Source organism: Paenibacillus antri (genome assembly GCF_005765165.1).
In the GTDB taxonomy this organism is placed as follows: Bacteria; Bacillota; Bacilli; order Paenibacillales; family YIM-B00363; genus Paenibacillus_AE; species Paenibacillus_AE antri.
In genome coordinates, this window is sequence record NZ_VCIW01000082.1 from 1 (window position 1) to 501 (window position 501).

Consider the following 501-nt stretch of genomic DNA (forward strand, 5'->3'; position numbering starts at 1 on the left):
TAAAATTTACTGCATTTATTCGGAGGGCCGCATAATATTGGCGGTTTGGCTGTGAAGGAGGGGGAGTATGCTCTACATATTTAGCGGTTTGCCAGGCACTGGAAAGTCAACGTTATCATCGGCTTTGGCTAAAGATTATAAGGCAACATATCTTCGGGTCGATGTCGTGGAACAAGCTATGCGAGTTGCTGGAACGTGGGTAGATGGACCCGCGGGGTACATTGTGTGTTATGCTATGGCATCGCAAAATCTCCAGTTGGGACTAGATGTGATAGCAGATTCGGTTAATCCCATCGGAATAACGCGTCAAGATTGGCGCAATGTTGCGGAATCACTTGAAAAACCGTTTGTTGAAATCGAAGTAATCTGCTCAGACGAACGGGAACACAGGCATCGAATCGAAACACGTGTAGCCGATATCCCCAGCTTTGCATTACCTACATGGGAGCAGGTCAGAAACAGAAAATACGATGTTTGGGACCGTGAACACATCATCATCGA

Annotated in this window: 1 protein-coding gene; it reads left to right on the forward strand. The window is 46.5% G+C overall.

What is annotated here, in order from left to right; translation table 11 throughout:
• Positions 1 to 67: 67 nt before the first annotated feature.
• Positions 68 to 501 (forward strand): P-loop nucleotide/nucleoside kinase family protein (locus tag FE782_RS32155; RefSeq protein WP_138198440.1); only part of this gene is annotated, 434 nt, incomplete at its 3' end.